The organism is Levilactobacillus enshiensis (genome assembly GCF_007115095.1).
GTDB classification, from domain to species: Bacteria; Bacillota; Bacilli; order Lactobacillales; family Lactobacillaceae; genus Levilactobacillus; species Levilactobacillus enshiensis.
Window position 1 is genome coordinate 53,319 of sequence record NZ_SULH01000013.1, and the last position, 25,299, is coordinate 78,617.

A 25,299-nucleotide genomic window follows, 5' to 3' on the forward strand; every position below is an offset into this window, starting at 1 on the left:
ATGGCTGAAGCGTGGAACCAAAGGCCGTCAACTCCGCTTAACCCCGATAGACAAACAATCCAAGCCCGGGATTATTCGTCTATCGAAGCATCGTTCATGCTCATTGACTAACCGCCTTTTGTTCCACTCTCTTTTCGTTTGGGCGTGATTTCAGATTTTGACTCACCAACTGGATCCGAAACTAGTATCGATGTCTTGAACGTAGTGTGGGGTTAGACTCGGCTGGAGAAATGGGCGGAGTTCGGCGGGTTGAAAGTCGATTTGCGCCAATCGTTCCGGTGTCTGCCAGATAATCCGGTCACCGTTACAGGTTGCCGCTGGCAAGGTCGCTGTCGTTTGGACTTGGAATAAGAGCACAACTTGCTGCCACGTTTCATTTGGAATCGTTACTTGATGATCGGCTACTGCCAGTAGACGGATTGGGGTTATGGAGATACCAAGTTCTTCTTGAAATTCGCGGATAATAGCCGTCGCAGCCGATTCATGTAATTTGACGCGACCACCAATCAAGACGGCGTCGGCAGTTGTTGAGGTGGTGACGAGAATGCGACCGGTTGAGTCAAATAGCGTACCTGCCACCCGGTAGTTGAAATTACCATTAGGCGTTTCTAGTGTGATGTCATTGGGTTCATGTTCCATGAATTCTCCTTAATTGGCTGAGACGTATTTGAGTAGGCCTCGTTGCCATTCAATGTATGAGATAGCCAGTAATAGACCGGTGACCAGAATCGTCCATAAAAGGAGCCACGTTGGACGATTATGACCGAATTGAGCCGGAACATTGGTAACGGCCAGTGAAGGGATGACCCACAGAAAAAGTTGTTGGATTATCCGGGGGTAAATTTTAGCCGGTTGTGCTGAGGCTGTCATCAGGTCCTCTGGCAGACCGTTAAGCGCGGTCAAGCCATCGACCCAAAAGGCGAGCGTCACCATGATCTGGTTGAGGGCAAAGACAAAGGCGACACCAACGATCACTGCGACCAAATAGAGGAGCAAATTGAGTAGTGTTGGATGCAATTGAGCCAAGATGACACCCTCAATGATTCCCGTCAGGAGTAACGTGACCAGTGAGGGAAAGTCCACGCGATAACAGGCGTGAAACCAATAGGAATTTACCGGTCGTAGCAGGGAATAGTCTAAGTTGCCCGATAGAATTTGGTCAGTGAGGTCCTCATGCGCGGCGACAAAAAGGAATTGATAGGCGTAACTAATGATGTTGGCTGTGGTGATGAGGTTGAGGTAGTCTAAAAAATTCCAACCATAAATGGTAGGGGTAAAGGAAAAGTAAACGCCGCCGGTAATCAAGTCGATACCATAGAATAAGGTGCCAAACAAGGCGGTTAGAATGGTCGTTACGCGGTAGGTCATGGTTTCCGCCAAACTTTGGGTGACCAACACGCGATAAATTTTGAACATTAGCTACCTACCCCCTCATAAGAATGGATGCCGCGCTGCCAGGTTAGTTTGAGAATTGCCAGGGCAACGACGGTCCAGATGATGGCCCAGCCAGTGGCGATCGCAATTTGGTAAAGTGAAAGTTTTCCTAAAAGTAGCAAAGTCAGCTGATTGCCGGCCAGGGAAAAAGGGTTGTAGATCAGCCAGGAAACCGCCGATGGCAGGACTTGTAAGGGGAAGGCCTGTCCTCCCAAAAGTAAGAAGAGTGCACTTAAGACGGGGCGCAACGGCCAAACCTGAACCAGCCAGAAGCTACAGAGACTGATAGCGGTAATTAATAGGAAAAACATGCCATACGTGATCAGCATGAGCAAGAGGCTGCTAAGCCCATACCGTAGTCCCCGGTGAAAGACGGGACTGACAAGGCCAGTTGTGAGCCCATAAACAATGAGATAGGGAATGGCGCGCCCGAAGTAATCCCAGAAGCTCTGAATGAAATAGTTGATGGGACGGATGAGGACGACAGAGAGATTGCCACTGCGGACCAGGCTGCTAAATTTAAAAATAGGTTCCGCGGAGAAAATCAGCGCTAAGATGTTGACGACAATTAAGTAGATCACCATTTGATTGGGCTGAATACCCGCAATATTGGAACGGCCGCTAAAGTTATAAACGGCGAGCCACATAAAAATAGCGACTAAGACGTTGATGGCCGTGGTCAATAAGTGCAGAAGCAAGTTTCCCCGGTAGGCCAACGTGGTCAGCAGGGCATTTTGACAAGTTACCCAATATTTCATTGTTTTGGCGCCTCCTCGGAGAAGAGTTGCGTGAGAATGGCGTCCAGACTCCCATTGCGACGGTTCACACTTAAGATGTGACGTGGGTCGATTGGTAACGCTACGAGTGCCGTGGCGTTCACTTCATAATGTGTGTTGTCTACTTGTTTGACGTGTGTGGGTAACGGGGCAAGGGGGCCGTCCGTTACAATTTCCAGAATTGGTACGGTGGCATAACGACTGATTAGACCAGTCGTGGTGCCATCAAAAATCTTCTTGCCGTGGTTAATGACGGCTACCCGTTGCGCCAGCGCTTCGATATCCTTGGTGTTGTGGCTAGTCAGGATGATGGTCATCTGTATGTCGTGATTTAGCTGTTTCAAGAAGCGATAGATATTGGCTTGACTGCTGACATCAATACCGATCGTCGGTTCATCCAAGAAAAGGATTTCTGGTCGATGGATCAACGCACAGATTAGTTCAAACTTGATGCGTTGGCCCAGCGATAGTTTGCGAACGGGAACGTGTAGTTGTGGGGTGACAGCGAGTTCTTTGGTGAGAAACGCCAGCCAGGAGGTGAATTGATCACGCGGGATGTGGTAGATTTCTCGCAACAGAACCAAAGTGTCCAGTGGGGGGAGATCCCATGCCAATTGACTCTTTTGGCTAAGCATCACGCCGATTCGTTGCAGAAAGGCGGCGCGCTTGCGAAAGGGAATTTCGTCAGTGAAGAGACGGACGCTACCCGTGTTGGCTGGAAGAATCCCGGTCATGAGCTTGATTAAGGTCGTTTTGCCGGCCCCATTAGCGCCTAATAGGCCGAGAATCTCGCCCCGGTTCACTTGGAGGGAAACATCCTGAATGGCGGCAACGGTACTTTTTTGGCGGTGAAACAAGTCATGCCAGGCGCCACTGAAGCCTGATTGCTTGGTAAAGGTGACGTAACTAAAGTCCGTATGAACGATGGAAATAATGGGTGCAGCCACGACTATCGCTTCCTAACTTATGGAAATTTCATTAATATTTAATCTGATTCTAACTATAGTACTGACTAGATGATTTGTCTATTTGAAAATGACTAAAGTAGGCGGCATGATGAAAGGAAACGCCAGGCTTGCAAAACGGTTGGAAAATGGGTAAACTAGGCAATACTGGATTTATGCGACCTTCAAATCGTAGATTCTCCAGAATCTGAGAGAAATGATGGTGATATCATGCAGGACAACAGTCAAACACGGGTTGTCGTTGGTATGAGTGGCGGGGTCGATTCCTCCGTTGTCGCTTTGCGCTTAAAGCAGCAGGGCTATGACGTAATCGGCGTCTTCATGAAGAATTGGGACGATACGGACGAGAACGGGGTTTGTACCGCCACAGAAGACTATAAAGATGTAGCTAAGGTCGCTTCACAAATTGGCATTCCTTACTACTCCGTCAACTTTGAAAAGGAATATTGGGACCGGGTGTTCACGTACTTCTTGGATGAGTATAAGAAGGGTCGGACACCGAACCCCGATGTGATCTGTAACAAAGAGATCAAGTTCAAGGCTTTCTTGGACTACGCATTGGAGCTGGGTGCGGACTACATTGCTACGGGTCATTATGCACAGTTGACTCGTGACGAGAACGGCGACGCGCACTTAATGCGGGCCGTGGATCAGAACAAGGATCAGACTTACTTCTTGAGCCAGCTCTCAACTGAGCAGTTGGATCGAGTGATGTTCCCCATCGGTGACTTGGTTAAGCCACAGGTTCGTGAGATTGCTAAGGAGGCTGGTTTGGCAACTGCCGATAAGAAGGACTCCATGGGAATTTGCTTTATCGGTGAGAAGGGCCACTTCAAGGACTTCTTGAACACCTACCTGCCAGCTAAGGCCGGTAAGATGATGACGGTTGACGGTGAGGTCAAGGGTGACCATGCTGGCTTAATGTACTATACAATTGGTCAGCGTCGTGGCTTAGGTATCGGTGGTGATGGTGAGGACAACGAGCCTTGGTTCGTCATTGGTAAGGACCTGACGAAGAACATCCTGTACGTGGGTAAAGGCTATCACAATCCACATCTGTACGCGACACATCTGTCTGCTTCGGACATTCACTGGGTAAACACGATCGATCGCGGCAGTGACTTCCATTGTACGGCGAAGTTCCGTTACCGGCAAAAGGATACTGGCGTTACCGTTCATTTGAGTGATGACGGTCAGCAGGTTACGGTTGAGTTTGACGACCCAGCCCGTGCTATTACACCTGGTCAGGCCGTTGTCTTCTACAGCGGCGACGAGTGCCTGGGGAGCGCCATCATTGACGCTGCCTACAACAAGGAACGTGAATTACAGTTAATCTAGATTTAACAGGGCCTTTTCACTTAAACGGTGAAGAGGCCCTTTTTGTAAGTAACAATTACTTGCTGGAAGTTAACAATCAAGAGAAAATCGAATTTTCTGGCGGAGTTTCTTTGAAATAAGGCATAAAACTGGCATAATATATAGGATGTACTTGTGATCGTCTTGCACGATGGCCTCATGGTAATTGACGTGCTTCTCAGCAATGAGGAGCGCGATTTACCGGTTACCAGGCCAACGGGAGTAGCCGTTAGGACTTCTTGTCGCGACATTGGCGAGCAGTTGGCTGGTTGTTAACACTTCGCCCGTGAGCTGGCGCATACTTGGTTTCCCCGATTAAATGGGAAGAACACACGCAGAACTGAGTTAGCATAACCGCAGTATTTAAACAAATTGTAGTATCCAAATAATTGATAAGAGTGGCATTAGAGCGAGCAGAGAAGGGAAGATTATACGTTGAAATTATACTTTATTCGTCACGGGAAGACCCAATGGAATTTGGAGGGGCGTTTCCAAGGAGCCGGGGGCGACTCACCCTTGCTGACTGAAAGTTACCAACAGATGGTGCAAGTCGGTCATTTTCTACGTGACACGCCGTTTACACACGCCTATGCAAGTCCCATCAAGCGTGCGCGGGTGACCGCGCGTCGCGTTGTCCGCGAACTTCATCAACGGGTTCCCCTAACATTGATGAGTCGCTTAGAAGAGTTTCACTTGGGCCAAATGGAAGGCATGGCCTTTGACGACGTTCGGCAGCAGTTTCCAGCTGAATTAGACGCGTTTCGTAACCATCCGGATCAGTACGACGCGGCGACTATCGGTGGGGAGACCTTTACTGAAGTGATCGACCGGATGACGCCTGCGATTCAGACGATTGTGGCAGCTAATCCACGGCCAACGGACAATGTTTTGGTCGTCAGTCACGGGGCAGCGCTGAACGCCGAGATTAACGCCTTACTCGGAACACCACTTGCTGATTTGCGGAAACGTGGCGGCATTCGGAATACTAGCGTGACTATTTTGGAAACGACTGATGGTCAGCATTTCGACTTGATCGATTGGAATGACACAAGCTTTTTGACGGCCGCGGCAACGCCGACCGATACAATTTAGGTGATAAATAATGACAGATAAAAATGAAAAGAGTCGTGACACAGACAAGCAGCATTCAGAACATTTAGTTCATCAATTAGTACAGCGCATTGATACCCATCCTGGGGATGCCGATGCCTATTATGAGTTGGCAACGGTCTTAGTCGACCTAAACTCTTACGCACAGGCAGAGGAGCTATTGATGAAGGCTTTGGGATTGTTTGCAGCCCAAACTGACGTTGTGGAGAAACTCCGGTATGGGTTGGGTAACGTGTACTATGCGGCGCAGGATTACACGAAGGCAATTCAGCAGTTTGATCAGTTGGGGAGTCAATGGAAGGGTGCCGGTTACCTTATGTTAGCGCAGAGCTACATGGCCAACGGGGATCACAAGCGGGCACTGGCTTTTGCTTTAACGGCGTTGACCAGCCAACCACAGGATCCGGCAACGTTACAGGTCGTTGCTGAAAACTTATTGGCATTGGGCGATATGGCGCAAGCGGCGCAGTACTATGATCAGGTATTGGCGTTGGATCCTAAGAACGGTCGCGCCAATTTTGATCGGGGCTTAGTGGCAATGGTTCAAGGCGAGCCCTATGCGACTTACTTTGATCTGGCCAAGCAACAGGACGCTGGTTACTTTGAAAAAGGGCAGCAGCGTTTGGCTGACATTGAACGATTTGTGCAAGCGCAACAAGGGAAAACGGACAAGTAACGAAGGGAGGCAAGCAGATGGCAACCGAATCACTGGATTTATTTGCAGCGGATAACGCTGGACAAGCCGATTACGTGGTCGGCACCGTCAGTGCGGTCTTCTTTGCCAGTAATGATAGCTTTTATAAGGTAATGTTGGTCAAGGTATCGGAGACTAGCTTGGATTGGCACGAGGACGAGATCGTCGTGACTGGCAACTTTGCGGACATTAAGGATGACGTCACGTACCGTTTCACTGGGAAACGCGTTGAGCATCCAAAATATGGTGTCCAGTTTCAGGCCGACAATTATCAAAATGAGACGCCGACTTCTCGCAGTGGGCTCATTGCCTATTTGAGTGGTGATGACTTTCCGGGATTGGGGAAGAAAACGGCGGAAAAAATTGTCGACGGCCTGGGGACGAACGCCATTGAAAAAATCTTAAACGATAGCAGTGTCTTGACCCCCCTTGGCCTGTCACCTAAGGTCGTCGCAACGTTGGTGAGTCAGCTCCAGACTAATAATGGAATGGAGCAGATCATCATTGGCCTCAACGGCTATGGGTTCGGGAGTACTTTAGCGGCGGCTATCTATAACCGTTACCAGGAGAAAACGTTGGATGTGATTCACGACAATCCTTACCAACTGGCCGAGGATATCACCGGGGTCAGCTTTAAGCGCGCCGACCAGATTGCCACGCAGTTAGGCTACGAAGCGGATCGACCGGAACGGTTGCGGGCGGGGTTGCTCCAGACGCTCAACGACTTGTCGGTGGCTAACGGAGATACGTATACGACGGCCAAGCCACTCTTGAACAATGCTTTGAGTCTGCTTGAGAATTCGCGGAATGTGCGGCTAAATCCACAGAGTCTCGCGGATCAATTGCTCGAGTTAGCCAAGCAACAGAAGGTCGTTGGCGATGAACAACGCATTTATTTGAAATCCTTGTATGATGCAGAATGGCAAATTGCCGAACATCTTCAGCGCTTGCTCCAAGCCGATGACCACCGACCAGAATTTAGCGAAACCGCGATTAAGAAGCAACTACGCATTGTGGAAAATCAAGCGGACATTGTCTATGACGACTCGCAGACCTCGGCCTTGGCAGCCGCTATTCGCGCCAAGGTGCTCCTCTTGACTGGTGGGCCGGGGACCGGGAAGACGACGATCATTCGTGGCCTGGTCAATCTGTATGCCCGACTATACGACGTGTCATTGGACATCAATGAGTATAAGGACAAGCCATTTCCAATTTTATTAGCCGCACCAACTGGTCGGGCCGCCAAACGAATGAGCGAATCGACGGGATTGCCCGCTAGTACGATTCACCGATTGCTGGGGCTGACGGGTCGGGAAAACGATGCGGATGCGGCGGCAACGAAGGATCTTGAAGGGGGACTCCTGATCATCGACGAAGTTTCGATGGTCGATGTCTACCTCATGAAGACATTGTTGCGTGCCGTGCCCGATGGAATGCAGGTTATTTTCGTAGGTGACAAGGATCAACTGCCATCAGTTGGTCCTGGACAGGTTTTCCATGACTTGTTGGCTAGCGACCATCTGGACAAGATTCAGTTGGATACGATCTACCGTCAGGGGGATGGGTCGTCGATCATTCCACTGGCTCATGCGATTAAGAAGGGTCAATTGCCTGCTGACTTTACTAAGAATCAAGCGGATCGCTCATTTATTGCCTGCCACGCGGGTCAGGTGCCCGCCGTGATCGATCAAATCGTTGCCAAGGCGCATGCCAAGGGCTTTTCGGCCGCCGACATTCAAGTATTGGCGCCAATGTACCGTGGAACAGCCGGTATTGATCGGTTGAACGTCGTTTTGCAGGACATTTTAAATCCGAAGAAGAGCGAGCGGTCAAAGGAAGTTGAATTCCGGAATCAGCATTTTCGAATTGGTGACAAGGTCTTACACCTCGTGAATAGTCCCGAAAATAACGTCTTTAACGGTGATATTGGGACCATTACGGGAATTGACCTGGCTAGTGACAAACACAGCGAGGTTAAGTCCGATGCCTTAACGATTGCTTTTGAGCAGACTGAAGTGACCTATTCACGAAATGACTGGAACCGACTGACCTTGGCCTACTGCATGTCGATTCATAAGTCGCAGGGGTCTGAGTTCAAGCTGGTCATTTTACCAATGGTCAATCAGTATAGTCGGATGCTGCAACGCAACCTGCTGTACACGGCGGTGACACGGGCGGCGGATATGCTGATTTTAATTGGGGAACCCCAGGCATTTGAGACCTGTGTGACCAATTTGTCGGTCAACCGGCATACGACGTTGACCTTACGAATCCAATCGGTGATCGCACCGGACGAAAAGCCGGTGCAGTCGCCGGCATCCGCTGATAAAACAACTGAGGCAAAACAACCGGCGACAACGGGCGAGTCACAAGGGAGTGAAGCGAGCGAATCGCCGTCATCAGCGGAGTCAACATCGGCTGAAATAACGCCAACACCGACCGAACCACAGGATTATCGGTTAACGCCGGAATTGGTTTTGGCTGGGGGGATTGACCCCATGATCGGCATGCAGGGCGTCACCCCGCAACAATTTATGCCATCGGCTCAAAATAGCTAGCTCAGGCGTTGCGTTTCGTGACAAAGATTGCGATAATATAGACAGTAAAAATTAACGAATTGTGGGTAATCCCCACTGGGAGGCTGTTATGGCAGAACACGTCGAAGCTGGCAGAATGAAAGTCTTTGCCTTGAACTCAAACCGACCACTCGCAGAAAAGATTGCGAAGGCCGCCGGAGTTGAACTGGGAAAAGCAACGATCAAGCACTTTAGTGACGGTGAAATTCAGATCAGTATTGACGAAAGTATCCGGGGCGATGAATTGTTCATTATTCAATCCGTCTCTGACCCAGTCAACACCAACCTGATGGAGCTTTTGATCATGGTCGATGCAGCACGTCGGGCAAGTGCGGATAAAATCAACGTAGTCGTTCCGTACTATGGGTACTCACGAGCTGACAGAAAGGCCCGTTCACGGGAGCCCATTACGGCTAAATTGATTGCATCACTCATGCAGATGGATGGTGTGAGCCGAGTGATTGCGCTGGACTTACATGCGGCACAGTTACAAGGGTTCTTCGATATCCCGGTTGACCACTTACAAAGCGACCGGTTGTTGACTAGCTACTTTGAGAACAGTTCCATGGCTGATGAAGACATCGTGGTCGTGGCACCTGATCACGCCGGTGTGAGTCGGGCCCGTCGATTAGCAGAACTGCTGAGTGCCCCAATTGCCATTATTGACAATCGTGACGATGCCGAAAATGCGGCCCATCCAGAGGCCGTTATCGGGGACGTGAAGGGGAAGCATGCGATCTTAGTGGATGACATCATTGATACGGCCGTGCGGATTACCATTTCAGCCGATGCCCTCAAGAAGGCCGGTGCAGCAGACGTCTACGCTTGTGCAACGCACGCGGTCTTGTCTGGGGATGCTACCCAACGAATCAACGATTCCGTTTTGAAAAAAGTAGTCATTACAGACTCCATTCAGTTGCCAGAGGACAAACAAAGCGACAAGTTCGTGGTGATGTCCGTGGGCGATTTGTTTGGGAAGGCGATTGACCTGATTTACCATGAAGAACCAGTGGATTCCTTATTCCATCCAGCACCCAAGCGTCAGGAACAGTAAAAATTTTTAAAGTAAACGAAAAGCACCGAAACGGTCTGAAAAATCAGATGGTTTCGGTGCTTTTTTAAAACAGGCAGGACCGGTGTTTTGAACCTATAACAATTTTAAATGTTCCTTAGGTCGGTCGTAGTCCAACCAACGTTCCAACTGATTTTGGCCAGCCGTGATGATGACGCAGCAGAGCCAATACAGGATGGCAATCGTGATGTAGATCGTCATGTAATCCTGATTAGCACCAGCGACGATCTTAGCCTGCATGAACATTTCGGTCACGGTAATCATGGCTGCGAGCGAGGTTCCCTTGAACATGTCGAGTAAAATGTTGCCGAGGGCGGGAATGCTGATGCGAAAGGCCTGTGGAATGATGATGAAGCGCATGACCTTGCGATAAGATAGTCCAATCGAATAGGCAGCTTCGTATTGGCCGGGGTCAATGCCCATGAATGCTGAGCGAAAAACCTCGGAGATAAAGGCCGCGGCACCAATCGTAAACGAGAGAATCGCCGCTGGCATGGCATCTAGACCAAAGCCAAAGTAGATGATAAACAAGACGACCAGCATTGGCACCCCCCGCATAAAGGAGATGTAAGCACGCGCCAGCCAGTGGAGTGGTTTTATATGACTCAGCTGCGCCAGGGTCAGCAACATGCCTAAGATCGTAGCCAGGACAAACGCCATTGCGGTCAAATAGATGGTCATGGGCAGGCCACTTAGAATTTGCGGAATGGATGACCAAGCCAACTGGGCATTAAAAAAGCCGGGAATTGAAACGTACTTTAACATGGGTGTTCCCCCTCAAGTCCTATTGGCCAGTCGATGTGGACTTGATCGTAAAGTTCTTGGAGATGTGGACGTTAGGTTTCTTCGTGACGTCGGCACCGTAGTACTTTTCGGCGATTTTCTTAATCGTACCGTCTTTCAGGAGCTTCTTGATCTCTTTGTCGACTTCCTGCTTGAGCTTGGTGTTGCTCTTCTTCATCAAGATGCCGACACCTTGCCCGTCATCGGTGGTCGTGAAGTACATGTTTTTCACAATGTGTAAGCCGTTGTTGGGCACAGCTGCTAGTGCCAGCTTCTGTAGATAATAATCGTTCATAATAACATCGGTTTTACCCTTTTCGAGGTCCTTTAGGTAGACATCGTTAGAGACATTATCGTAGTTGACCAACTTAGCACCCAGTTGTTGGGCTAAGCGTTGATAACTCGTTCCGGCCTCTCCAGCGGCTTTCTTCCCCTTGATATCGGCCCAGTTATGGATGCCAGAATCGTCCTTGTTGCGGACAACGATACTATTAAACGAGTGTTTGTAGACCGTTGAGAGGGCAAACTGCTTCTTTCGTGCAGGGGAGAGACCGAAGTCGTTTGCGGCCATGTCAGCCTTACCGGAGCTGACCGCCGTTAATTGACCATCGACACTGAGTTCTTGAAATTTGACCTTTTTGCCTAAACCTTTGGCAACGGCCCGCACGACCTCCACGTCAAAGCCCGTTAATTTACTGTTCTTGGACATGTGAAACGACGTGGGATACAGTGTCCCTGAGGTTGCGACAATCAGTGTTTTCTTGTCGGCAACCTTGGTGTTTGTCGATTTCGACGATGAGGTCTTCCCGCAACCAACGAGACCGAGGCTCATCACTAAACTTAACCCTAACCCTAAAACCAACCATTTCTTCGTCTTATTCATCAAGTATTCAGTCCTTTCAATTGTGACCTAAGACGGTTTTAAGTATAACTACTTGAAAACGCTTTTACAACCGGGTATTGTGAAAAACGAATAGGTGCCGTTTTTCAGTAAAATTTAGGCCCAATTTGATCATTTATGAACGTTACCGTAGCCGGCAGGCCAGTAGCGATGTGATAGCAATCAGTCATTCGTTAAGGGGGTTAGGTTTCTCATTTTACAATGTAGTCGCTTAAAGTTCACAATTAGATGACTTTCAGAGGCTTGGCTAATTGATTAACGTAACTTTTGTGGTATGACTGATGGATGCCAGTTAAGTTTAGTGTTGGATCTGGTTAGACCAGCGACTAGTTACCGACGCGTATTTTCAATGTCTACTTAGGTCATGCGTGTTGAAATTAGTTGCAGTTAAGGCGAAGGTCGTGTGGGCAGACTTTAGTATCCAATTAAGGAGGATAACGGTTTCTCAGTCCGAGACAGGGAGTTATCTCAGGTGACTGGTGGATAATTCTAATCAATTTGTGACGGACAAGATCAACGAGCGCAGTGTCATTAACTTTCAATCTTATAGGGGGCGGTTCATATGAGTCAATTAGAGTGGATTGGGGTACCAGCATTGACGTGGGCTAAGCGGGTTCGCAATGGTGAGGTCACCAGCCAAGAACTGGTGGAAGCGGCATTTGCGGAGATAGACCGCCAGAACCCGCAGTTGAATGCGGTCATTACTACCCGAAAGACAGCGGCGTTGCAAGAGGCGGCAGCCCAGGTCGACACGGGCCAACCTTTTCTAGGGGTACCACTACTACTGAAGGGGCTTGGCCAACAGTTAAAGGGAGCACCAAGCACAAGCGGGTCACGCCTCTTACAGGATAACGTGGCAACACAGACGAGTTTTTTCGTTAAAGCGTTGCAGCAAGCGGGCTTCATTATTATCGGCCAGACTAATTTTCCCGAATTCGGTTTTAAGAATATTACGGACGCCGAAATCTATGGCCCAGCGCGTAATCCTTGGGACCTGAACTATCAGCCCGGTGGATCATCTGGTGGAGCTGGGGCCAGTGTGGCGGCTGGGTTTGTGCCGATTGCTGCGGGCAGTGATGGTGGTGGCTCAATTCGGATTCCATCATCGTGGTCCGGGACAATTGGGTTAAAGCCCACTCGTGGTCGGGTGCCAGTTGGCCCCAGCGACTGGCGTTCTTGGCAGGGGGCTGCAATCGACTTTGCCCTGACCCGGTCGATTGCGGACACCGCTGCTCTTCTGGATAGTTTACAAACGATTCAACCGGCTGCAGTTTTTCAGACACCACTAGAAAAATCCGGATACCTGGCGCAATTAAAACAACCGATGAAGCGCGTTAAGATTGGATTCACCACCGAATCGCCAGTGGGGACGCCCGTGAGTTCGGCAGCCATTCATGCCGTCGAAGCGGCGGCGCAATTTCTCAATGAACAGGGATTTGACGTTGAGGAAATTCATATCCCAATCGATGGGGTTGCGCTTATGGAAAGTTATTACACCATGAATGCCGGTGAGACAGCGGCCTTTATGAGCGAACTCGCGGATAGTATTGGCCGACCGTTAAATCAAACTGACATGGAATTGCTGACCTGGGCGCTGTATCAGACGGGTCGTCACACGAGTGCGGCTGACTACAGCTTGGCGCTAAGCAAGTGGGACCAGGCGGCGTGGACGATGGCTAAATTGCACGTCGATTACCCCATCATTTTAACCCCAACGACGGCGTGGACCGCACCTAAAGTGGGTGACACGTTGGTCTCGGCAGAAAATGAGGAGAAGATGGCAGCCATTGAGAGCTTTAGTCCACGGGCACAGCAGCAGGTGATCTATGACCAATGGCTCCCAGCATTGACGCGCTCTCCTTTTACCCAGCAGGCCAATCTGACGGGGGAACCCGCAATCAGTTTACCAACGATGGTCACGAAGGCCGGTTTACCCCTTGGTATTCAATTTAATGCGGCAAAAGGACAGGAATTGGCATTATTGAGGCTTGGTGCTTTATTTGAAGGCGCCAGAAAGTTAGAATGGTTACATGCAACTAAATTGGAATGAGGAGAGAAGATTTTGAAGGGAAAGCAATTTGGAATTTTAATGGGATTGACGTTACTGGTCGTGGGCGGATTAGCCGCATGCGGCAAGTCAACGTCGTCAACTGGGAACTCGGGACAGTTAGCAGCGAAACAAGTCGTTAAGCTGTCGGCTAAGTCCGAAGTAACCACGTTAGATGTCTCGAAGGCAGCTGATTCGACGAGTCTGACGATGCTCTACCATACGCAAGAGGGATTGTATCGGTTGGGTAAAAAAGAGAAATTGATTAACGCCATGGCCACTAAGACGACCGTGTCTAAGGATGGTAAGACCTACGTTTTCAAATTGCGGTCGAATAACCGTTGGAATGATGGTCAGGCGGTCACTGCAAAAGATTATGTTTATTCTTGGCAACGGACGGTCAATCCGAAGACCGCGTCCGAGTATGCCTACCTGATGGCGGGAATCAAGAATTATGATCAGGTCCAAAATGGGAAGCTTGCGCCGAGTCAATTAGGGGTTAAGGCGTTGAATAAGAATACGCTCCAGGTCACGTTGAGCAAGCCCGTTGCTTACTTTAAACTTTTGCTGGCCTTCCCAACGTTCTTCCCGCAAGAACAGCGGGTAGTTGAACGTTATGGTAGTGACTATGGTCATACCAGTGGTAAGACTGCTTACGATGGGCCATTCGTCATGACCAAGTGGCAGGGGACCAACCAGAACTGGGAGCTCGTCAAGAACACCCACTTCTGGGATAAGAAGAACATTACCCTGCAGAAGATGAACTTCCAGGTCGTGGCCGATCCATCGACGGGGTTAAGTCTGTTCCAGAAGAAAGATCTCGACGCGACGATGTTGGATGGGACTCAGGTTGCGAACCTGAAGAACAACCCCAGCTTGAAGACATTTGTCGGTGGGACCACTTACTACATGCAGATGAACCAGAAAAAGGTCAAGGCGTTACGAAACTTAAAAGTTCGGCAGGCCCTGTCCATGGCTATTGACAAACAGCAGTTGGCTAAGAGTGTTCTGCGGGATGGGTCCAAGGCACCCCTGGGATTTGTATCGCAGAACTTATCACAAAACCCCAAGACTAAGAAAGACTTTGCGACAGACGCTTACGTTAAGAGTGGGGTCACCTACGATTTGAAGCAGGCTAAGTCACTGATGAAGGCTGGTTTAAAGGCAACCGGGACGAAGAAGTTGAACCTGACGTTGATGGCAGATGATATTTCTGTAACCAAGACGGTGGCGCAATATATTCAAGCCGAATTACAGAAACTTCCAAACGTGAAGGTTACCATCAACAGCTTGCCGTATAAGACCCGCCTGAGTCGGTCAAATTCAGGTAACTTTGAATTGGTGCTCTCAAGTTGGGGCGCTGACTTCGCTGATCCAATCAACTTCTTATCGTTGATGAGCACGGGAAACACCAATAACAACGGTGATTTCTCCGATGCACAGTACGATGCGGCCATTAAGCGTTCTGAGAATCAGGATGCCAATAATCCGACTGCCCGCTACAACGACTTGGTTGCGGCTGAGAAGCGGCTGATGACGCAACAAGGGGTCATTCCGCTGTATCAACCAGCAACGGCTGAGATGTGGAATTCTAAGGTCAGCGGTTATGTGTGGAACCCAGCAGGGATGAGTCGTGGTTACCAGTGGATGAAGGTCGAAAAGTAGATTTTTCAGCAAGCTGAGTAGCGTTTACGCAATCTTTACAGTGAAATTGAATATCTTTTCTTGAAAGTGAACGGCCTTGGTCGTTCGCTTTTTTTCAGTCTTTGAAAATATTTCACCCAGGCGATTTCTAAATTCGGAATTGAAATTATTTATGAAACATGTTATACCTGAGATAGTTACAATGAAAGCGAATACATATAGAAATAGTTGATGAAACTTGGAGGCTGACACCATGCAATTTGATGACTTACTCACTGAACAACGGAATCACCGCTCGACGCACATTGATCGAGAGTCCACGCTAGAAATGGTTGCAACGATCAACCGGGAGGATCACCGGGTTGCGCGAGCCGTACAGAAGCAGTTGCCCCAGATTGCGGCAGCCATTGATGCGGCGTACCCAAAGTTTGACGAGGGTGGGCGTTTGATTTATGTTGGCGCTGGGACCTCTGGTCGTTTAGGCGTGATTGATGCGACGGAATTACAACCAACTTATGGACTGACGTCCCAACAGACGTTTGGTCTGATTGCTGGAGGGACTCAGGCCTTGACGACCACGGTCCAGGCAGCCGAAGATTCGCCTGAATTGGCCCAAGCTGACTTGGGTGCCGTTCATTTGACGAACAAGGATGTGGTGATTGCAAGTGCTGCGTCTGGTCAAACGCCATATACATTGGCGGCGCTTCAATTTGCGCAAGATCAGGGCGCACTCGGAATTGGCTTTTCTTGCATTGAAGGCAGCCCACTGTCCAAGCTAGCAGATTTCCCAATCACGCCAGTTGTTGGACCCGAAATTATTACAGGGGCAACGTTACTGAAGGCGGGGACCGCTGAGAAGATGGTGCTTAACATGCTGTCGACGGGGATTATGATCAAGACGGGGAAGGTTTACCAAAATCTGATGATCAATGTGGTCCCAACAAATGGTAAGACCTTTGAGCGGGCCAAGAAGATCATTGCGGAAGCGACCCAAACCTCGACGTTAGCGGCAGAGCGTGCGCTAGATCGGGCAGGCAATAACGTGCCACTGGCAATTGTTCTGATTGAAACCAAGGGGACGATTGCGGAGGCAAAGACGCTGCTGGATGCGACGAATGGGCACGTCTCCCAGGCGGTCAAGTTGAGTGATAAGGGTTAGATTTAAGCAAATATCGTATGTTTTTCGAGGAGTCCGAGTAACTGCAGGACTCCTTTTGTTTTGGCTAGAAGCCTATATTCTCGCAAATTTGTATCGTACAAATTTGCGAGAATGGCTTCAAAGTATCGTCCGACCAGTTAACAAAAAAGCACGGATTAGTCCTGAAATACATGTATCCTACAATTAAATTTGAGACACGATAATTTGGGGCCAACTAGGGGATTAGAGGATACAGTAATTAATTAGCAAAGTGGATTGGTGGGCGGCTTTACAGCAGGGCCATTAGAAAGTAGGGCCACAGTGGTTAGACCAATTTTACGCGGAAACTTGACTGGTCCACACCAATTCTCTATACTTTACTTTAGGTATAACTGGAAAGGAATGTGGCAAGACATGTATTTAGCAGATGAACAACGTTACGAGAAGATGCCAGTTCGGCGCGCAGGGAACACCGGGTTCCAATTACCCGCAATCTCATTTGGAATGTGGCACAGCTTCGGCGAAAACGCTAACTATGGGGACACGCGTGACGTGATCTTGAAGGCGTTTGACGCGGGAATCTTTAGTTTTGACCTTGCTGCCAATTATGGCCCAGGCTCGTATGCAGCTGAAAGTCTTTTTGGTCAAGTGTTGCAACGTGAATTAATGCCTTACCGGGATGAACTGGTCATCAGTAGTAAGGCTGGTTTCCACATGTGGCCAGGACCATACGGCCAAATGAGTTCTCGCAAGGCACTGACGGCCTCTTTAGACCGTTCGCTGAAGGCCATGGGGTTGGACTACGTTGACATTTACTACAGTCACCGATTCGACGCAGAAACTTCACCGGAAGAAACGGCTGTTGCGCTAGATGACTTGGTTCGCCAAGGCAAGACGTTGTACGTGGGAATCTCAAATTACACCGAACCGCAAGCCGCAGCAATGATCAAAATCTTTAAGGACTTGCATACGCCATTCGTGGTGGATCAAGTTTCTTATAACATGTTGAACCAGACCGCTAATGATGATGGCTTATTCGACATGTTAGCAAAGAACAATGCTGGTGCGATTGCCTACGGTCCTCTGGCAGAGGGTCTCTTGACGGACAAATACTTAGATGGTATTCCAGAAGATGTGGATATTCACTGGTCTAACGAGTTCGTCTTGGATAACGGTCGCGACAAGATGGTGCAGAAGTTACAAGCACTTAACCAGATTGCCCAAAGCCGAGGGCAAAAGCTTTCTCACATGGCATTAGCTTGGTTATTACACAACCCAGTCATCACGAGTGTCATCACTGGGGCATCCAAGCCAGCTCACCTGAAGGAAAACATCAAGGCGGTTCAAAACTTGACCTTCGATGATGACCAATTACAAGCAATCGATAAAATTTTAAAGGCTTAATTATTAATGGCACGGTCCAGTTGTGGGCGGTGCTTTTTTGTTGGCGCTGCATATTCTTCATGGCTACAAGTTGTGTTTGTACAGATTCAGTTCATAGCTGCCAGCTGGCAAGGCGATGCAACCACTATGCGGCCTAGTTTTACGCCCTTTGTTGTTGCTAGAGCAGGCATAGCCGGTACTTTGGAACGTTCAACCTTTAGCTGAACCTAAATTGACCGTAGATATCATTGCTTGGTGGGGTATAATAAGGTTTAGTATGAAAACGGATGATGGAGGTTGCTATGACACGCAAAGTAACGATTCGGGACCTTGCTGAAGCAGCGGGTGTTTCGGTAACAACGGTTTCACAAATTTTAAATGGTAAGGGTGAACGCTTTAGTCTCGATACGCGGCGGCGCGTCCATCAGTTGCAAGAAGAATTGGGCTATGTTCCGGATTTTAATGCCCGGAACCTCATCATGAAGTCTGCACAGACCATTGGTGTGCTGGTTCCTAACCTGGGGAATCCCTTCTTTAGTATGTTCATTCGCGGTGTCCAAGAGGCCAGTCGGGAGCGCCACTTTATTCCCTTGATCTTTGGTGCGAACCACGATGAAAAACTGGAGAGCTACTACGTGGAAGAATTGATCAAACGGGCCGTGGATGGTCTGATCATTGCGAGTGCGTCAATCACGGCGGAAGCAATTGATAACATTCTTAAGAAGAATGGGATTCCCTACCTGTTGATCGATCAAAACGGGGGACCTAGTCTGGATCGGATTCGAATCGATGATGAGCAGGGAGGCCAACTGGCCGCCGAACATTTGTTGGCACTGGGACACCGTAAAATTGCGGTCGTGATGCCGGAGCAGCCAACCGATAACCTGGTGATTCGTTTAGCGGGGTTCAAAGAACGTTTGGCGGAGGCGGGGGTCATGTTACCGGATTCTGCCGTCGTTATTTCACCGATGACGAAATTGGGTGGCTATCAGGCGACGGCTGGGGTCATGGCACAACAGCCAACGGCGGTCTTTGCCATTAACGATGAGACGGCGTTGGGGCTAATGCGGGGTCTCCATGAACAGGGCTTGCGTGTGCCGGCGGATATTTCCGTGATGGGCTACGATGATATTGATTTGGACGAGTACGTGGTGCCGAAATTAAGTAGTATTCGTCAGCCTGTGGTCACTATGGGACAGCAGGCGACAACGTTATTGATCAACCGCATTCAAGATCAGCGGCAACCGGCCCAACTGGTGGATCTACCCGTAGAGCTTCACCAGCGGGAAAGTACGGGACCACTGAAATAAATTTCATCTTTTTCTTGTAAGCCTTTTCGAAACATGATACGCTAGGGATAAGCAAAACGTGTTGCCCGGCGTGTCGGCAATACGTAAAACGTTTTACAAACGAACAAATTGGTTAAGGAGTGAAGGTTAATTATGTCAAACAAAGTTACGGTTCTAGGTAGTCTCAACGTTGATACGACATTGCGGGTTGCCCGGATGCCACAACCAGGGGAAACGCTATCCACTGAAAACAAAAGTAGTGCCGCTGGTGGGAAGGGTGCTAACCAGGCCGTTGCTGCAGCCCGTGCTGGTGCCGAAACACGATTCATCGGCAAGGTTGGTAACGATGATGCAGGTCGCTTCATGGTTGAATCTTTAAAGGACGACGGTATCGACACGAGTGCCATCATCACTGACGCAACAATCGGCACAGGTTCTGCATTCATCTTACTTGACGAAGCGGGCCAAAACAGTATCTTGGTCTACGGTGGGTCTAACCAACAGATCAAACCAGCGGAAGTTACGGCTGTTGAAGATGAAATCGCTAAGGCGGACTTCTTGATTACCCAATTTGAAACGCCACAAGATGCCACCTTAGCTGCCTTTACGGTGGCAAAGAAGCATAACGTGACGACAATTTTGAACCCAGCACCTGCTGCTAAAATTGATCCTGAAATCTTAAAGGTGACCGATCTCGTTGTTCCTAACGAGAGTGAAAGTGCTATCTTAACTGGGATTGAAGTGACGGATGAAGCTTCCATGGATGCTAACGCTGCCAAGTTCCGCGAATTGGGCGTTAAGAATCTGATCATCACCATTGGGAGCAAGGGAGCTTACTATGCCACCGCCGATGGTTCTGGTTTTGTCCCTGCTTTCAAAGTTAACGCTGTCGACACGACGGCTGCTGGTGATACCTTCATTGGGGCTTTGAGTTCACAATTGAAGCCAGATCTTAGCAACATTGCGACGGCCTTGGTGTTCGCACAACGGGCTAGTTCCTTGACGGTTCAAGGCCTGGGAGCAATGCCATCGATCCCAACGTTGGCGCAGATTGAAGCGGCCAGCAAGTAAGCTTTTCAGAAAATAAAATAGTTGACACAACGACCTATACCAATTATTTCGGTAAAAGGTCGTTTTTTGTGCTCTGAGAACAACCGGTTGCAACATCTCAATATTGGTATATCCAATATATATATTTTTGTAACTTACAAATGCCTATCTAATAAGTTTTACAAAAGGGGTTGCATGATTACTATTAAATTGGTATAGTTATGAAAGTCGATAGTGAACGTCGATTATACCGGTAAAATCAACGCATAAAACTCATCTACCAATTAACTGACGATCGGAATGGTCTGGTCGCTTAAAGTGAGGTTATTTCTGATGTTGAATGAAAAAGTAATGCAGCAAGTAAGTTTTGATGATACAGACAATCTGGCCGTAACGGCGGTTCGGATGCTGAGTATGGATATGATTTCGCGAGCCCGGTCAGGCCATCCGGGGTTGCCATTAGGTGCTTCACCGATGGCTTATGTTTTATTTTCCCGCCACTTACGGGTCGATCCTTCGTTTCCACAGTGGTTTAACCGCGATCGCTTTGTGCTTTCGGCAGGCCATGGGTCGGCAATGTTATACAGTCTCTTGCACCTGAGTGGCTTCTCACTGAGTCGAACAGACCTGATGAATTTCCGGCAGTTAGGCAGTAAGACACCGGGACATCCAGAATATGGCGTAACACCGGGAGTGGACGCCACGACCGGTCCTCTGGGCCAAGGCATTGGTATGGCCGTGGGGATGGCCATGGCCGAAGCGCACTTAGCAGCTGACTATAATCAACCGAATTTGAACGTTGTCGATCACTATACATACGCTTTATGTGGGGATGGCGATCTGATGGAAGGGGTTGCGGCCGAATCTGCGAGTTTGGCCGGCCAATTAAAATTAAATAAATTGATCGTGTTGTACGATTCCAACGATATTTCGCTGGATGGGCCACTGAGTAACGCGTGTCACGACGATGTTGCGGGCCGTTTTCTGAGTTATGGGTGGAACTATTCACGGGTAGCGGATGGTAATGACTTGGACGCCATTGACGATGCAATTACCGCAGCCAAGCAGAACCAGGATGGGCCAACCCTGATTGAAGTTAAGACACAGATCGGGGCCGGTAGTCCAAATGCCGGAACAAACAAGGTCCACGGGGCACCGTTAAATGCGGCTGATTTGGCAGCGACAAGGGCTGCTTATGAGTGGGACAACGATCCGTTTACAGTACCGGCCGAAGTCCACGAACGGTTCATGACGACAATCAAAGCACGGGGCTGGGCGAGTCACCAGGAGTGGTCGAACTTGATTACCCGGTATGCGGCGGTAGAACCAGAATTGGCCAGCCAATTTGCTAAGGGGTTAAGCCAAGACGCGCCGGCCGACCTGACAGCCGACTTGCCAATCTATTACAAGAAGGATAATTTGGCTTCTCGGGCCAGCGGGAGTGCGGTTCTCCAGAAACTGAGTGCGGCACTGCCAAACTTGTGGGGCGGATCAGCCGATCTCTTTAGCTCAAATAAAACGGCGGTTGCTGAGGATGACCGGTTTAGTGCCGAAAATCCACGCGGCAGAAACTTGTGGTTTGGTGTGCGGGAATTTGCCGAAGCGGCTGCCATGAACGGGATTGCTTTACATGGTGGCACCCGGGTCTACGGGTCGACATTCTTCGTCTTCTCGGACTACATGAAGCCAGCGATTCGGTTGGCCGCGCTGCAAAAGCTACCAGTCATTTACGTGTTCACGCATGATTCATTGGCCGTCGGGGAGGATGGGCCAACACATGAACCCGTAGAACAACTGGCGGCGTTGCGTGCCATTCCGGGGCTGACGGTCTTTCGGCCAGCCGATGGTAATGAAACGGTGGCGGCTTGGCAGGCAGCGTTACAGGCCGTTGATCATCCAACGGTCATCGTGCTGTCACGTCAGGGGTTACCAACCCTACCGCAAGCAGCTGCACGGGTTCGCGGTGGCGTTAAACGCGGTGGTTACATCGTTCGTGATGCCCAGGGGGATCCAGAAGGTATTTTGATGGCATCGGGGTCAGAGGTTAAATTAGCGTTGGGTGCACAAGAACAACTTGCAGAAATGGGTCATGACGTGCGGGTTGTATCCGTGCCTAGCTTTGAACAGTTCAATGCACAGTCTGCCGCTTACCGTGAGCGTATTTTGCCAACGACATTACGCCGGCGGGTCGCCATTGAAATGGCTAGCGGATTAGGATGGTGTCAATACGTTGGCCTCGATGGCGCAATGCTGACGCAGGAACAGTTTGGTGCCAGTGGTCCTGGCGAACAAGTTATGGAAATGGCTGGCTTCACCGTCGACCGCGTGGTTCAAGCCTATTTGGGATTGAACTAAAGTGGGGTGTCCTCTGGTTATCGGAAATGTCAGAGGTTTCGTTTGAAATTGGCGCTATGCTAGAACGGCGATTGCTTTTACATCAGCTGTGGTTAGACAAAATGAAAAATAATAGTCAATGTGACCGGTGAACTTTAGCTGGTCTCTGAAAACTAATCGTAATCAAGGTGAGGGGCGCGAACGTGTAATCGGTTCGGGTCCCTTTTGTAGCGCTGATCACGTTGTTGTAAAACTTAGCCGTAGTGGTGAGCATATATGGGAGGCACGGTTGTCCGGCTACTGCCTGACTTTAGAAAGAAAGCAGCCAATGTCTTTGAGCCCCAAGTTGAGTCCATATTGGTTGGCGATTAGGCAAGGTGACGCCGGCCGAGCGGTGCTTTTACAAGAAATATGGCAAACGTATCCCGAAAATCTAGTAAGTTTGTAAAATTATTGGTATATTGGGGGTAAAGAAACTGGAGGCGGTTTTAATGGAAATTCGGCGGATCAAGGTGCCCACGGCGTTAGTGTGGTCAGCGCCCACAGCGGTGACAAAGACTGATCAAGCTTATTTGAAAACTGGCGATTTGGCGGCGTGGCTAGCGGCACTGAAACCAGCAGACAAAGACCGGTTAGCTGACAATGATTGTATCGTGACGGAGGCGTTGTTTAACGATCGCGTTATTTTGGACCGTATTGATGGCGATTGGGCGCACGTGTTTGTGACGCGACAAAGTAATCGTCAGGAACGGCGCGGCTACCCAGGCTGGGTGCCAGTGACGCAATTGACGCCGGCCGACGAAGAATTGGCCTATCCTACGACGACCGTTCGACTGGTTCACGCCGAGACGACACTGTTAAATGAGGACCGGCAACCCGTGACGATTTTACCATTAGGAACCTTGCTGACAACGACTGGGCAGGACAGTGACTGGATTCAGGTCGTCACGCCACTAGGTAAGGGTTGGATTGCTGCTGATGCTGCTAACCTGGGCGTGACGGGTGCCGATGATGGTGATCGGTTACTAGCGCTGGGCCGGCAGTTTATTGGTACGCCTTATCTTTGGGGCGGGGTCACGCCACAAGGCTTTGACTGTTCTGGGTTTATCTACGCTTTACACCGGGCTTTGGACTACTACATTCCTCGGGATGCACAGGACCAATTTGCCAATGGCTACCCCGTTGCCCCGGAAGACTTAGCCGCGGGTGATCTGGTCTTCTTTGCCCGTGAACACGGGACCGGCGAAATTCATCACGTCGGCATCTATGCTGGCAGTGGGAAGATGTTACATGCACCTAAGCCAGGAGAGGCGGTTCAATTAGCCCCGCTAACCGGGAAGTTAGCCCCTGAATACGCTGGTGCCCGGCGGTTCTGGCAATAAATGGAAGTTGAAGAATTTTGTAAGGTCATGGTCAAAGCTCATTCGCGGACTGAGGACATGCTATACTGCCTTATGGGAGCAGTATAATGAAAGCGAAAAGAGAGGGATAACCATGAAATTAAAGCAAATTTTGCTTGGTGTTGTCGCCGTAACTTTGGCCATGACTCTGGGCGGTCGCGCGGTGTCCGCTGCTGCTGATACGACGGATACCGGGAGTACAAGTAGCTCAGCAACTAGTGGTAGTACCGTTCAAACCAAGGCACTCTCCAAGGCTTATGTGGTCTACGGGGCTGGCTTGGCTAGTGAGGACAAGGATACGGTTGCCTCAGCGCTGGGAGTGAAGTCAAACTACACAGTCTTGACCGCGACGGGGAACGATTATGCAACGTATCTGAATTCAGCTGGAACTAGTGATGCCAGTATGATCAGTTCGGTGGCACTAGCCCCAGCAGATCCTGGTACTGGGGTTAAGGTCAATATTGCCCAGTACAATGGAAAAAATAATATTACCGAAGTCACCGCCCAACAATATGCCATGGTCGCAACTATGGCTGGGGTCAAAGATGTTATCATCACGGTGACGGCTGACAAAACCGTTTCCGGTGAATCTGCTTTAACGGGGGTCTACAAGGCTCTGGCTGCGGACGGATTAGCGTTAAATTCGGAAAACACACAGGCGGCTAACGGCGTCTTAGATGCGACCCAACCAGCCATTGATTCGAACAGTGATGATAGCAAATATCCTGGCAAATTGATGTCAGCTGTGGGGTCGGTTTCCTCAGATCTAGCTAAGAAGCGACAAAATGGCGATGATTTGGCGACCAAGGCTGATATTGAGGCCATGTTGCAGAAGGCTTTGGCCAAACAGGGAATTGATGGCAAGACGAGTTCAACACAAATCAACAATATTTCCATTGCTCTCAGTAAGGTTCAGCAGGCACCCGTTTCAACTAGTAAGACGTACGTGACAAACGTGACTAACGTAGCTAATAACCTCGCCAATAGTATTGGGGATAAAATGGCTAGCGTGAAAGATTTTGCCAACAGTGCGGATGCGAAGAAAGCCGAGAATTTTATTGTGCAAATTTGGAATAAAATCGTTAATTTCTTCAAAGGCTTACTCGGCTAAATTCAAGTAAGAACGGTGAAATAACAAAGTAACGGGAGATTTCTCCCGTTTTTTTGTACACTTTTTTAGATTTCACAAGTGCAGGAACATTATAGACAGTTGTAAAATACAAAAAGCGTTTCCAATAATATCTTGTATCGTACAATTGCTTACACTTAGGAAAAGGTGGATAAATATACGCGACCGGCATCGTTTTTGATTGAATCTTACATAGAACAATAGTTCGCTACTGGAAT

General features: G+C 49.3%; 20 protein-coding genes. 14 read left to right on the forward strand and 6 right to left on the reverse strand.

Annotated elements, in window-relative coordinates; translation table 11 throughout:
* Positions 1-162: 162 nt before the first annotated feature.
* The 4 genes from FAY32_RS12180 to FAY32_RS12195 are packed head-to-tail and all read right to left on the reverse strand — an operon-like array spanning position 163 to position 3,157.
* Complete coding sequence (locus FAY32_RS12180) at positions 163-639, reverse strand: NUDIX domain-containing protein (protein WP_143463699.1); 477 nt, start codon at positions 637-639, stop codon at positions 163-165.
* Positions 640-648: 9 nt separating this feature from the next.
* Entirely contained in the window at positions 649-1,416 is a 768-nt protein-coding gene (locus tag FAY32_RS12185) for an ABC transporter permease (protein WP_143463700.1), read from the reverse strand.
* Positions 1,416-2,192, reverse strand: coding sequence for an ABC-2 family transporter protein (locus FAY32_RS12190; RefSeq protein ID WP_143463701.1), 777 nt, complete (start codon positions 2,190-2,192; stop codon positions 1,416-1,418). Before FAY32_RS12190 ends, FAY32_RS12185 begins: the two co-directional genes overlap by 1 nt.
* Positions 2,189-3,157, reverse strand: coding sequence for an ABC transporter ATP-binding protein (locus FAY32_RS12195; RefSeq protein WP_158727591.1), 969 nt, complete (start codon positions 3,155-3,157; stop codon positions 2,189-2,191). The genes FAY32_RS12190 and FAY32_RS12195 overlap by 4 nt, the downstream gene beginning before the upstream one ends.
* Positions 3,158-3,385: 228 nt before the next feature.
* On the opposite strand from FAY32_RS12195, the gene mnmA reads away from it, so the two are divergent.
* From mnmA to FAY32_RS12220, 5 genes are all read left to right on the forward strand, one after another.
* Positions 3,386-4,513 carry a tRNA 2-thiouridine(34) synthase MnmA gene (mnmA, locus tag FAY32_RS12200; protein ID WP_143463703.1) on the forward strand — a complete coding sequence of 376 codons (1,128 nt, stop codon included), beginning with the start codon at positions 3,386-3,388 and terminating at the stop codon, positions 4,511-4,513.
* 453 nt (positions 4,514-4,966) lie between these two features.
* Positions 4,967-5,623: a histidine phosphatase family protein gene (locus tag FAY32_RS12205; RefSeq protein WP_143463704.1), complete on the forward strand. Its 657-nt coding sequence runs from the start codon at positions 4,967-4,969 to the stop codon at positions 5,621-5,623.
* A gap of 10 nt (positions 5,624-5,633) precedes the next feature.
* Entirely contained in the window at positions 5,634-6,317 is a 684-nt protein-coding gene (locus tag FAY32_RS12210) for a tetratricopeptide repeat protein (protein ID WP_143463705.1), read from the forward strand.
* 17 nt (positions 6,318-6,334) lie between these two features.
* A complete protein-coding gene (gene recD2, locus FAY32_RS12215) occupies positions 6,335-8,893 on the forward strand; it encodes an SF1B family DNA helicase RecD2 (RefSeq protein ID WP_143463706.1) in 2,559 nt (852 codons plus the stop codon).
* Positions 8,894-8,981: 88 nt separating this feature from the next.
* The gene (locus tag FAY32_RS12220; protein WP_143463707.1) at positions 8,982-9,965 is read left to right on the forward strand and encodes a ribose-phosphate diphosphokinase; all 984 of its coding nucleotides are present in this window, start codon (positions 8,982-8,984) and stop codon (positions 9,963-9,965) included.
* A gap of 93 nt (positions 9,966-10,058) precedes the next feature.
* Here the strand turns inward: FAY32_RS12220 and FAY32_RS12225 are convergent, their stop codons facing one another.
* Entirely contained in the window at positions 10,059-10,748 is a 690-nt protein-coding gene (locus FAY32_RS12225; protein WP_143463708.1) for an amino acid ABC transporter permease, read from the reverse strand.
* 19 nt (positions 10,749-10,767) lie between these two features.
* Positions 10,768-11,649, reverse strand: a complete 882-nt coding sequence (locus tag FAY32_RS12230; protein WP_143463709.1) for a transporter substrate-binding domain-containing protein — start codon at positions 11,647-11,649, stop codon at positions 10,768-10,770.
* A 580-nt stretch (positions 11,650-12,229) separates the two neighbouring features.
* Between FAY32_RS12230 and FAY32_RS12235 the strand changes: the two genes are divergently transcribed.
* From FAY32_RS12235 to FAY32_RS12275, 9 genes are all read left to right on the forward strand, one after another.
* The gene (locus FAY32_RS12235; protein WP_143463710.1) at positions 12,230-13,717 is read left to right on the forward strand and encodes an amidase; all 1,488 of its coding nucleotides are present in this window, start codon (positions 12,230-12,232) and stop codon (positions 13,715-13,717) included.
* Between the two features lie 12 nt (positions 13,718-13,729).
* Positions 13,730-15,379 carry a peptide ABC transporter substrate-binding protein gene (locus FAY32_RS12240; protein WP_143463711.1) on the forward strand — a complete coding sequence of 550 codons (1,650 nt, stop codon included), beginning with the start codon at positions 13,730-13,732 and terminating at the stop codon, positions 15,377-15,379.
* Between the two features lie 232 nt (positions 15,380-15,611).
* Positions 15,612-16,517: an N-acetylmuramic acid 6-phosphate etherase gene (murQ, locus tag FAY32_RS12245; protein WP_143463712.1), complete on the forward strand. Its 906-nt coding sequence runs from the start codon at positions 15,612-15,614 to the stop codon at positions 16,515-16,517.
* A gap of 393 nt (positions 16,518-16,910) precedes the next feature.
* Positions 16,911-17,900 (forward strand): aldo/keto reductase, encoded by a 990-nt coding sequence (locus FAY32_RS12250; protein ID WP_143463713.1) that lies wholly within the window; start codon positions 16,911-16,913, stop codon positions 17,898-17,900.
* A gap of 281 nt (positions 17,901-18,181) precedes the next feature.
* Entirely contained in the window at positions 18,182-19,189 is a 1,008-nt protein-coding gene (rbsR, locus tag FAY32_RS12255; protein WP_143463714.1) for a ribose utilization transcriptional repressor RbsR, read from the forward strand.
* A 132-nt stretch (positions 19,190-19,321) separates the two neighbouring features.
* A complete protein-coding gene (gene rbsK, locus FAY32_RS12260; RefSeq protein ID WP_143463715.1) occupies positions 19,322-20,239 on the forward strand; it encodes a ribokinase in 918 nt (305 codons plus the stop codon).
* 312 nt (positions 20,240-20,551) lie between these two features.
* A complete protein-coding gene (gene tkt, locus FAY32_RS12265) occupies positions 20,552-22,573 on the forward strand; it encodes a transketolase (protein ID WP_143463716.1) in 2,022 nt (673 codons plus the stop codon).
* A gap of 470 nt (positions 22,574-23,043) precedes the next feature.
* Entirely contained in the window at positions 23,044-23,934 is an 891-nt protein-coding gene (locus FAY32_RS12270; protein ID WP_143463717.1) for a C40 family peptidase, read from the forward strand.
* A gap of 112 nt (positions 23,935-24,046) precedes the next feature.
* The gene (locus tag FAY32_RS12275) at positions 24,047-25,063 is read left to right on the forward strand and encodes a DUF1002 domain-containing protein (RefSeq protein WP_143463718.1); all 1,017 of its coding nucleotides are present in this window, start codon (positions 24,047-24,049) and stop codon (positions 25,061-25,063) included.
* Positions 25,064-25,299: the final 236 nt, after the last annotated feature.

Coding starts and splice junctions, on each gene's coding strand:
- FAY32_RS12190 (WP_143463701.1), bottom strand. CDS start 2,192: ATGAAATATTGGGTAACTTGTCAAAATGCCCTGCTGACCACGTTGGCC.
- rbsR (WP_143463714.1), top strand. CDS start 18,182: ATGACACGCAAAGTAACGATTCGGGACCTTGCTGAAGCAGCGGGTGTT.
- FAY32_RS12185 (WP_143463700.1), bottom strand. CDS start 1,416: ATGTTCAAAATTTATCGCGTGTTGGTCACCCAAAGTTTGGCGGAAACC.
- tkt (WP_143463716.1), top strand. CDS start 20,552: ATGTTGAATGAAAAAGTAATGCAGCAAGTAAGTTTTGATGATACAGAC.
- rbsK (WP_143463715.1), top strand. CDS start 19,322: ATGTCAAACAAAGTTACGGTTCTAGGTAGTCTCAACGTTGATACGACA.
- FAY32_RS12210 (WP_143463705.1), top strand. CDS start 5,634: ATGACAGATAAAAATGAAAAGAGTCGTGACACAGACAAGCAGCATTCA.
- murQ (WP_143463712.1), top strand. CDS start 15,612: ATGCAATTTGATGACTTACTCACTGAACAACGGAATCACCGCTCGACG.
- FAY32_RS12235 (WP_143463710.1), top strand. CDS start 12,230: ATGAGTCAATTAGAGTGGATTGGGGTACCAGCATTGACGTGGGCTAAG.
- FAY32_RS12225 (WP_143463708.1), bottom strand. CDS start 10,748: ATGTTAAAGTACGTTTCAATTCCCGGCTTTTTTAATGCCCAGTTGGCT.
- FAY32_RS12275 (WP_143463718.1), top strand. CDS start 24,047: ATGAAATTAAAGCAAATTTTGCTTGGTGTTGTCGCCGTAACTTTGGCC.
- FAY32_RS12220 (WP_143463707.1), top strand. CDS start 8,982: ATGGCAGAACACGTCGAAGCTGGCAGAATGAAAGTCTTTGCCTTGAAC.
- recD2 (WP_143463706.1), top strand. CDS start 6,335: ATGGCAACCGAATCACTGGATTTATTTGCAGCGGATAACGCTGGACAA.
- FAY32_RS12250 (WP_143463713.1), top strand. CDS start 16,911: ATGTATTTAGCAGATGAACAACGTTACGAGAAGATGCCAGTTCGGCGC.
- FAY32_RS12180 (WP_143463699.1), bottom strand. CDS start 639: ATGGAACATGAACCCAATGACATCACACTAGAAACGCCTAATGGTAAT.
- FAY32_RS12230 (WP_143463709.1), bottom strand. CDS start 11,649: ATGAATAAGACGAAGAAATGGTTGGTTTTAGGGTTAGGGTTAAGTTTA.
- mnmA (WP_143463703.1), top strand. CDS start 3,386: ATGCAGGACAACAGTCAAACACGGGTTGTCGTTGGTATGAGTGGCGGG.
- FAY32_RS12270 (WP_143463717.1), top strand. CDS start 23,044: ATGGAAATTCGGCGGATCAAGGTGCCCACGGCGTTAGTGTGGTCAGCG.